The 846-nt window shown below is 34.4% G+C and carries 1 protein-coding gene; it reads right to left on the bottom strand.

The window, feature by feature from the left end:
* Window positions 1-846 (bottom strand): elongator complex protein 3 (locus tag BD31_RS08530; protein ID WP_008301249.1); only part of this gene is annotated, 846 nt, incomplete at both ends.

The following is an 846-nucleotide window of genomic DNA, read 5'->3' as shown; positions in this document are numbered from 1 at the left end:
TTCTCTCATCAAATTTTTTCCTAACCCTGAGTGCTGAATTTCACTATCTTCCTTTTCTCCAAGTCTGAGAGATTTTCCATAAACATGAATCTCTCTTACAATACATGTTTTCTGATCAATTTCATCTCTATGTGCATCAACACTTGGCTTTCTTAATCTCAAAAATCCATATATTGATTCATTTTTATCTTCATAAGAAAGGAATACTTCTTTACCTCCCGATGAGTCGTAGTCTATTCTGTTTAGTTTTATATCTCCTACATCTAATTTTTTGTTTGAGAGACCTGCTTCCCTACATCGTATGCATTTGCATAAAAGTCCCTGTTTTGCTAGATTCTGATGAACGATCTGCCTTAAATTTCCTGATTTTGGACCTGCTATGATCTCGTTTGGCGAAATCTCTCTTTGAACTCTCATAATTCTAACCCATTTTGGAACATTTCTTTTTGCCTCTGTTAGAACTTTGATCATATCTTCATCAGAATACGGTTTGTACTTTCCTTGCTTGTATTCTTTATAGAGCGGTGTGTTTTCAATCACTAGTGATGGGTATATCTTTAGCATGTCTGGACGTAACTGTGAATCTTCAAATAATTTTTTAAAATCCGCAATATCTTCTTCTGGTGTCATTGTAGGTAAACCTGGCATCATATGTGCTACGATCTTATATCCTGAATCTTTTGCAATCTGAAAAGATTCTACTACGTCATTGTAGTTGTGACCTCTATTGACTATTTTATAAACTCGTTCTTGCAATGACTGTACCCCTATCTCTATTCTAGTGACTCCGTAACTTAACATCAAATCAACATGTTCTTTTTTACAATAGTCTGGTTTTGTTTCTAT

This window comes from Candidatus Nitrosopumilus salarius BD31 (genome assembly GCF_000242875.2).
In the GTDB taxonomy this organism is placed as follows: Archaea; Thermoproteota; Nitrososphaeria; order Nitrososphaerales; family Nitrosopumilaceae; genus Nitrosopumilus; species Nitrosopumilus salarius.
Note: the sequence above shows the minus strand (reverse complement) of the source record. Positions and strands in the feature narration are given on the sequence as shown.